The following is an 8,275-nucleotide window of genomic DNA, read 5'->3' as shown; positions in this document are numbered from 1 at the left end:
ATACTGCAAATAACATAATAGGGTTATAGCCTTTTCTTCCCTTGTTTGAGTATCTAGCCAGAAGACTAGAGAAATCAAAATCCTCCAATACATTTATTAGGGTATAGACTGGATCGTCAGCAGGTAAACCTATTGTGTAAAAATTAAAATTAATAACCTGTTGTCCTTTTTCAAAAAATTGGTTATAATATTGTTTCATGGGTAGTTATATTATAAAATATAACGGGAAAAGATGGCAATATATTTTGTCATTTTTTTTTGCTTTTTTTTGCATTAAAAAAAGCGAACTAGTCGCTTTTTTCTTTGGGGGCTATTTCCCGACAGCCCCTTTTTTTATGTCTTATTTAGTTGATACGACTTTAACTGTTTCAATGTTTTCTGGAGCTAAAGGCGCTTCAGGCATAGCAGCTTCCATATATTTCTCCATGCTTATTGCATTTTTGATTTCAGGAATCACTATCTCTTGTTTTTCTATTTTCTTAGCTTTTTGTATCATGGTAAGGTTCATATCCATCATATCTCTCAATGTGAATTTCATGCCTATTTCTGATTGGTATGTGCTGTCAGTAAATGTTTCTTTTGTTGTTATTTCAGATCCTTTTATCATTTCTTTCGCTACTGTCATTCCCTGGAAAACCTGGGTCTTGCCGGTCTCATCATATTGCTTTTTAAACTCAGCTATTTCTTCTTTGGTCATTTTGAATTCCGGCCCAAGATCCATTATTTTAAGTATCTGATCTGTATTTGCAAACACCTTATCTATTGACTTGATTGACATATCTATCATCTGATCAGATTTTATATTAATAGTGTATGTTCTTCCTGATTTATTCACCGGGATATTAAATTCTAACAGATCCATTATCTTGCTTGCTTTTACAAGAACTTTTTCTCTTTTTTCAGAAGAAGTCATGCTCTTGATGTATTCATTCATAGCCTGGTACTGAGTATTCGCTGCCATTTCTTCTTCAGTCATTCCAGCAGTATCTAAACTACTATTTAATACAATGTATTCCTGAGTTATCTTTTTAAGTCCTTCAGGGAGTGGTTGTCCTGAAGCCTTTATTATAGCATCAAAGTAATTTTTGCTGATGTATATATTCTGATTATCTACAAATATCTTTATATCTTTTATGTCTATGAGATCTTTATCTGAATTTAGATCCATCTTTACATATGCCTTAGTGGAATTTCCACCATCTTCGCTCAGAGTATATCCCTCTGCAACAATATCAAAATTTATAGTTTCAAATTTCAATTCCTGCGTCTGGTATTCTCCTTCTCTCAATACTGGGGTTATTGGAACCTTCATAACCATATTGCCCGTGATTTCTGATTTAGTAGACTCCCATTTTGCCATCTTTTCTGTTTCATCAAAATATGCCTTCTGTTGCGTACTGCATCCTGTGATACTTGAAAACATAACTAAGATGGACATAAGTACTGCTATTTTCTTTTTCATGCCTGTCTCCTTTACAATAAAAAATAATTATCCAATTGATTCACCTCTTATTTTACCATAAATCCAGCCTTTTATTCATTAAGTTTGTTATATTTTTTACCACCACTTTATAAAAAAACTCTGATAAAGGAAATTACACTTCATCAGAGTTTTTAAATTTTATATTAAATGAATAGATTTACATTGGAATCTTCTGCTTCTCCAAGATAGTATCCTACCCCGCCAAGATTTACTCCATCAATCAATTCTTCTTCTTTAATGCCCATTACATCCATTGACATGGTACATGCTACTATATTTGCACCATTTTCTATTGCCAATTTTATTAGATCTTCAAGTGACTCTACATTTTTATCTTTCATCACCATTCTTATCATTTTTGCTCCCATGCCTGCCATATTCATTTTTGAAAGCTGTAGCTTTTTACTTCCCCTTGGCATCATCATACCAAAAGCTTTCTCTATAAAGTTCTTTGGAACATCAACCTTTTCATTTTTTCTTAGAACATTAAGTCCCCAGAATGTGAAGAACATGGTTACTGGTTTACCCATGGCAAGCGCACCGTTTGCTATTATAAATGATGCTATGGCTTTATCCAAGTCTCCACTGAACACAATTATTGTTTTTCCATCTTTAGGGTTGGCTAATGGTCCTCCATTTACAGGTGTTACAGCACTTTGTGAGGATACAGGTGGTGATTGCAGTCCTTTTCTAACTGTAGCATAGACGAACCCACCTTCTTTATGGGCTTCAACGAGCTCATTGCCTGTTCTTTTTGCAAAAGCTTTGATATCTTCGTAGAATCCTGGATCCGAAGCTTTTATCTTCATTATATCCCCGATTTCTATCTCATCAATAGTCTTTTTTGCCTTCATGAGTGGTCCTGGGCAGCATATTCCACATGCGTCAACTTCTACAGTATTTCCTTCACCAGAGTATTGTGGCTGAAATTCATCAAGTCCAATCTTACAATCCAGACACTCTTCCCCCATTTCATCATCATTAAGTCGTCTGGCCTGGTACTTTCCCATGTCATACATCTTAGTTCCTCCAACAAGATTTCTTACTTTATATCCTTTTTGTATAAGCATTCTGGCTGCTATATAACCCCTTAATCCTACTGCACAAAATACTATTATTTCTTTATTTTTATCAAGCTCAGCAAATCTTGACCTAAGGAAGTCCAAAGGAATATTTATTGCTCCTGGAACAGAACCACCTTCAATTTCTATCTCATCTCTTACATCAAGACGTATTTGAGTCTCAGGGTCAAAGTTTTCAAATTCTTTTGGCGTAATTAGTTGGCATTTGCCATTAAGATCATTATCTGCTACAAAACCGGCCATGTTGGCAGGAGATTTTGCAGAAAGATATGGCGGCGCATATGCAAGTTCAAGTTCTTCAAGATCTTCTATTGTTGCTCCAAACTTCATAGATGTGGCAATTACGTCTATAAATTTATCCACTCCGTCATAACCTATTGCCTGAGCTCCAAGCACTTTACCCTCTGGGGAGTATATTACCTTTATAGTGAGCTGCATTGCCCCAGGATAATAGCTTGCATGAGACATTGGGTGAATGTAGAGAATTTTATATTCCTTGCCCATTCTCTGCAGATTACGCTCATTATTACCAGTTGATGCTGCTGCCATGTCAAATATTTTGAGAATTGAAGTTCCAAGACTGCCTTTGTAAATTCTTCCAAGGCCCGCTATATTGTCTGCCGCTATTCTTCCCTGCCTGTTAGCAGGACCAGCCAGTGGTATTGCAACATCAGTCTTGTGAAGATAGTCTTTAACCATTATCGCATCACCTACGGCATAAACACCCTCTACACTTGTCTGCATTGAGTCATTAACGAGTATGTGACCTCTCTCACCAAGATTGATTCCAGATTCTTTCAAAAATCCAGTATCTGGCAATACACCTATAGAAAGTATAACCATATCAGTTTCAAGATTTTGTCCGTCATTTAGTTCTACACTTATCTTGTTTTCTGTTTCAACGAATCCTTTTACACCATTTCCAAGAATCAATGACACTCCATTATCATTTAGTTCTTTTTCAGCTATAACTGCCATCTCTGTATCAAATGGAGCAAGTATATGAGGAGCTGCTTCTACAAGGGTTACTTTTACTCCTCTTTCTCTAAGATTTTCGGCCGTCTCTATGCCTATAAATCCACCACCTATAACAACTGCACTCGATACCTTTTTACTGTCTACAACAGCCTTAATTTGGTCAGTATCTGGTACGTTTCTCAGTTTATATATTCTGCTGCTGTCAATTCCCTTTATAGGTGGTGCTATAGGTTTTGCTCCTGGAGACAGGATTACATAATCGTAAGACTCCTCGTAGGTCCCTCTTTCAGATGAATTAACTTTTAAGGTTTTCTTCTCTGTATCAATTCCTATTACATCACTGTTTACTCTAACATCGATATTGAATTTAGAATTCATAGCTTCAGGGGTCTGAACCAAAAGCGCTTCTCTTTCTTTTATAGTTTCACCTATATAATAAGGAAGACCACAGTTTGCAAACGAAATGTACTCTCCTCTTTCAAACATAATAATCTCTGCACTCTCATCAAGTCTTCTCATTCTTGCTGCTGCAGTGGCCCCGCCGGCAACTCCGCCTACAATTAATATTTTCTTGCTCATCATAACCTCCAAAGTTTAATATAAATAAGATCCTCTTAAATATTACATCGATTCAATAATAGCCTTAATAAGTTTTTTTGCTCTCTCATTTTTTACTTGGTAATTAATTTCCAGCCCTGATCTGTCTCCTTCGATTATTCCTGCCGCCTTCAATTTTTGAATATGCTGCGATACTGTAGACTGGGGTATATCAAGGCATGTCTGCATATGCGAAACATTGCATCTTCCATTTTCCATAAGACCCTTGGCTATACATAGTCTGACCGGATGAGCCAGCACTTTAAGCAAGTCTGACATTTCTTCAAGTTCTTTATAATTCATTTCCATAAATTCGCCTCTTTATCTCAAACTAACTTTAACACTTAATACAATGTGAATCACTATATTGTAATATTACAATATAGTGATTCACATTGTCAAGTATAAATTGATATTTTTTTAATTTAATACAATAGACTGGCCATGAATACTTTGTATCAATATTGGCTATACATATGTATAGGGCTTTTCCTTAACACTGGAGGTGATATTTTGGATTTAATAATTGTAAGACACGGCAGGGCTGAAGATATTTCACAAAAACCCGAGGGCGGTGATTTTAGCCGGGCTTTGACAGATGAAGGTGTAATTCAGGTAAGGACAATGGCTATAATCCTTAATGACATTTTAAAATACCAAAACTACAAACTCATAAGCATTGTTGCCAGTTCAAGTGAAAGAACAATGCAAACTGCATACAATATTGCCGACATATTAAAGACAGATGAGGTTATTTCTTACGACAATCTTTATCATGGAGATTATTTCAACTTAATACCAGATATTGTTTCAAGCAACTCCGACTCTGACTGCATAATTCTGGTAGGTCACAATCCTAATGTATATTTTCTTACATCCAGCCTTTGTGATACAAATCTTGAATTCAAAAAAGGGAGTCTTGCATGTATAAGACTCAACGAAGACTGTACTTCAGGTACACTTAAATATTTTATCAGTTCTGACATGATAGACAAGAAAATAAAGTTAGAAGGCAACATTTCAGACTTTAAAAGAAAAGCAAACCCGGGCATTGATATCTCCGACATAAAATTTGAAATAGATGAATTTGCAGACAATTTTTATGAATCATGTGAAGACTTTAAAACGGATCCATCAGAGCCCGAAAATATTCATAAGATGAGATTGAGTATAAGAAAAATCCTTACACTTGTTGATTTTTCAAAAAACGATCTCTCTGATTACTCATTTAAGCATGTATGTAAGAGTTTACGTTCACTCAATTCCGAGCTATCTATCATACGAGATCTGGACCAATTTATATTCTATGTACATCAAATTGCTAATAGCAGTCATTTTGAAAAAATGGCTATATCTCAGAGAAAAGAACACGAAAACGATATACTTTATAAACTCAATACAAGCACATTTCACGATGTATATGATATCTTGTCTTCACTGGTATGGATAAACAAAAATGAAACATTAAAAGATGTAAATGCATATATTTTCAATCTGATGTGTAAAATTAAAAAACGAAGAAAAAAACTGTGCCTGGATAATTTTGAAAAGCTCCATAACACAAGATTAATGGGGAAAAAAATTAAAAATATGATTGAAATATTTCCTGATGGTGTAAAAGACAGGACACTTTTAATTGAAAAAGATATTAAAAAAATTGTTAACATCCTGGGAAATATAAATGATCATAATAATTCCTTGAAAATTCTCGAAATATTAAAAAAACTAAGTACTGAACCAGATTTGAAAATCAACGAAGAGATTTCCATTGAATATCAGTTATTAGAATCTCATTTTAAAAAACTCAGGAAAGATGAGTTCCGAAAAAATAAAAAAACATAACAAAAAAAAGGCAGAATAATATTCTGCCTTTAAATTTTTTGATAATTATGCTCTAACTACGTTTTCTGCCTGAGCTCCACGTGGTCCTTTAGTTATATCAAATGTAACTCTCTGTCCTTCGTCAAGAGATTTGAATCCCTCTCCTTGGATAGCTGAGAAATGTACAAATACATCTTCTCCATCTTCTCTTTGAATAAATCCGAATCCTTTTTCTGCGTTAAACCATTTTACTGTACCTGTCATGTTTAGGTACCTCCTGTTTTCTTTTATTTTTTTTTATAATTGTTACGAAATAAAAAGTTCACATATTATTACAAACCACTAGATGCAATGATTTCTAATAACATGTGAAATCTATACGCTAACTACTATATTCTTATAATACACTACCTTTAAGAAAAAGTAAAGCTTTTTTTATAATTTAAGATAATTTAATGCTTAAAGGTAAAAAGAGAAAAGCATTATGCTTCTCTCACAGCACTTTCAATAAATTTAATTATATAACTTAAAGTATGGAAGTCTCTGTCAGCCCCATCGGAAATAAGCTTTAGTCCTTGTATTATCTCCTGCTCAGAATAAATTTCCAAAAGAAGCATTATACTGATTGTATTTATCCCACCGTCTCGGGTGTCTAAAACTCTTGATTTCTTTATATACTCATTGCTCATTGCATTTATTATTGCAACTGTAAATTCTTCACTTATTTCAATTTGAGGCATATCTTCAAAAATCTTTACTCCACTGTTTTCAAGATCTATATCTTTAACATTGTTCATTTCCGTATTAAAGAAAATTGTATTTTTAAATGTTGCTCCTTTAAAACTTACTCCATCGAGTTTGGATGAATTAAAAACCGTATTCTCAAATTTTGCAGATTTCATTGAGCTGTTTTTGAGGTTTGCACCTGTAAATTCTGCCCATTTGAAACTACACCCATTAAAACTGCTGGATTTAAAATGAGCACCTCTAAAACTCGCAAAATCGAAGTTAGATTCTCCAAAATCACACTTGTAGCAATCGCTTTTTTCAAGGTCAGCATACATGAAATTTTTACCACGTTTTTCTGCATTATTATAATTCATGCCTTTTTTTTCTACCTTCTTACCAGGTCTTGCCGGTTTTTTAGGTTTGTTATCGGACTTTGGTGCCTTATCAATTTTAATCATGGTCGCCTCCGTTCAATTTTCTTCTAGGTATCTTAAACTTAATACTTTCCTCTATAGCCTTTAGTTGTTTTAAATCCTTTGGGTCTGTAAATAAGCAAGTATAGCCTTCTTCTCCTGCTCTTCCAGTCCTTCCTATGCGATGTATATAGCTTTCTGCACTTTCAGGTATGTCATAATTATAAATATGACTGACTCCCCCTATATCAAGTCCTCTGGATGCCACATCAGTTGCTATAAGATACTGAAAATCTCCATTTCTAAAAGATTTCATTATTCTTTCTCTTTTAGCCTGCACTACGTCACTGTGTAGCTTCTGGCAATCGTAACCTCTCTTGTGAAGCACAACTTCAAGGTCATCTGCTCTTCTTTTAGTTCTGCAAAATATTATTGCCATGAAGGGGTTGTCTTCATCAAGCACCCTGCAAAGATCTCCTGATTTGTTCCTATCTGTAGATTCAACTACATTTTGCCTTATGCTCTTTAAAGTTATCTCTTTTGCATTTACAGTTACAGTTATTGGATTATCCATATATCTGTAAGCCATTCGTTTTACATGAGAGTCAAGTGTGGCCGAAAAACAAAGGATTTGCCTGCTTTTTGGAATCTTTGTCAGTATATCTTCTATTTCGTTTCTGAAACCCATGAGAAGCATCTGATCTGCCTCATCAAGTACAAATGTTTTCACACTTCCAAGATCAACTGTTTTTCTCAGTATATGGTCTATTAGTCTTCCTGGCGTGGCTATTACCATGTGTACGCTTTTTTTCAGTTTTTTAAGCTGAGCTCCAATATCTTTTCCGCCATAAGCTGCCAGAATTTTAACATCTTTATATTCTCTGAGTTTTTCTGCCTCATTGGTTATTTGTATTGCCAGTTCTCTTGTAGGTGTCATTATAAGCACCTGAACCTGATCTTTGGTTGTATCTATATCTTCAAACAAGGGAAGCAAAAACGCAAGTGTTTTTCCTGTTCCAGTCTGCGCCTGGGCCATTAGATCTCGTCCAGAGCTTATATAACCTATACTCTGCTGCTGAACTGGTGTTGGCGTAACTATCCCATTCCTCTTAAGAAGCTTTGTCAAATCTTCACTGATGCCTAATTCTTTAAAATCCACTATCATATACTCC

General features: G+C 34.7%; 8 protein-coding genes. 1 reads left to right on the top strand and 7 read right to left on the bottom strand.

Features of this window, described 5'->3' with window-relative positions; genetic code table 11:
* From G558_RS14160 to G558_RS0104310, 4 genes are all read right to left on the bottom strand, one after another.
* On the bottom strand, positions 1-199 hold a 199-nt coding region (locus G558_RS14160), incomplete at its 3' end, for a hypothetical protein (RefSeq protein ID WP_330363793.1).
* Positions 200-340: 141 nt separating this feature from the next.
* Positions 341-1,462, bottom strand: a complete 1,122-nt coding sequence (locus tag G558_RS0104320) for a hypothetical protein (RefSeq protein ID WP_028829077.1) — start codon at positions 1,460-1,462, stop codon at positions 341-343.
* A 164-nt stretch (positions 1,463-1,626) separates the two neighbouring features.
* Positions 1,627-4,122: a DsrE/DsrF/DrsH-like family protein gene (locus tag G558_RS0104315; RefSeq protein WP_028829076.1), complete on the bottom strand. Its 2,496-nt coding sequence runs from the start codon at positions 4,120-4,122 to the stop codon at positions 1,627-1,629.
* Positions 4,123-4,164: 42 nt separating this feature from the next.
* Entirely contained in the window at positions 4,165-4,449 is a 285-nt protein-coding gene (locus G558_RS0104310; protein WP_028829075.1) for an ArsR/SmtB family transcription factor, read from the bottom strand.
* A 204-nt stretch (positions 4,450-4,653) separates the two neighbouring features.
* On the opposite strand from G558_RS0104310, the gene G558_RS13325 reads away from it, so the two are divergent.
* The gene (locus tag G558_RS13325; protein WP_028829074.1) at positions 4,654-5,982 is read left to right on the top strand and encodes a CHAD domain-containing protein; all 1,329 of its coding nucleotides are present in this window, start codon (positions 4,654-4,656) and stop codon (positions 5,980-5,982) included.
* Between the two features lie 45 nt (positions 5,983-6,027).
* Here the strand turns inward: G558_RS13325 and G558_RS0104300 are convergent, their stop codons facing one another.
* The 3 genes from G558_RS0104300 to G558_RS0104290 form a co-directional block, all read right to left on the bottom strand.
* Entirely contained in the window at positions 6,028-6,225 is a 198-nt protein-coding gene (locus tag G558_RS0104300) for a cold shock domain-containing protein (RefSeq protein WP_028829073.1), read from the bottom strand.
* 218 nt (positions 6,226-6,443) lie between these two features.
* On the bottom strand, positions 6,444-7,148 hold the full coding sequence (locus G558_RS0104295; RefSeq protein WP_084502812.1) for a pentapeptide repeat-containing protein: 705 nt from the start codon (positions 7,146-7,148) through the stop codon (positions 6,444-6,446).
* Positions 7,141-8,262, bottom strand: a complete 1,122-nt coding sequence (locus G558_RS0104290) for a DEAD/DEAH box helicase (RefSeq protein ID WP_028829071.1) — start codon at positions 8,260-8,262, stop codon at positions 7,141-7,143. The genes G558_RS0104295 and G558_RS0104290 overlap by 8 nt, the downstream gene beginning before the upstream one ends.
* Between the last annotated feature and the right edge of the window lie 13 nt (positions 8,263-8,275).

The sequence above is a fragment of the Proteocatella sphenisci DSM 23131 genome (genome assembly GCF_000423525.1).
Classification (GTDB): domain Bacteria; phylum Bacillota; class Clostridia; order Peptostreptococcales; family Filifactoraceae; genus Proteocatella; species Proteocatella sphenisci.
The sequence above is the reverse complement of the archived record's forward strand: the minus strand, read 5'-3'. Positions and strand labels throughout refer to the sequence as shown.

Bases quoted from the DNA above. Each gene is read 5' to 3' on its own strand.
- G558_RS0104295 (WP_084502812.1), bottom strand. From the start codon at position 7,148: ATGATTAAAATTGATAAGGCACCAAAGTCCGATAACAAACCTAAAAAA.
- G558_RS0104315 (WP_028829076.1), bottom strand. From the start codon at position 4,122: ATGAGCAAGAAAATATTAATTGTAGGCGGAGTTGCCGGCGGGGCCACT.
- G558_RS0104310 (WP_028829075.1), bottom strand. From the start codon at position 4,449: ATGGAAATGAATTATAAAGAACTTGAAGAAATGTCAGACTTGCTTAAA.
- G558_RS0104320 (WP_028829077.1), bottom strand. From the start codon at position 1,462: ATGAAAAAGAAAATAGCAGTACTTATGTCCATCTTAGTTATGTTTTCA.
- G558_RS0104300 (WP_028829073.1), bottom strand. From the start codon at position 6,225: ATGACAGGTACAGTAAAATGGTTTAACGCAGAAAAAGGATTCGGATTT.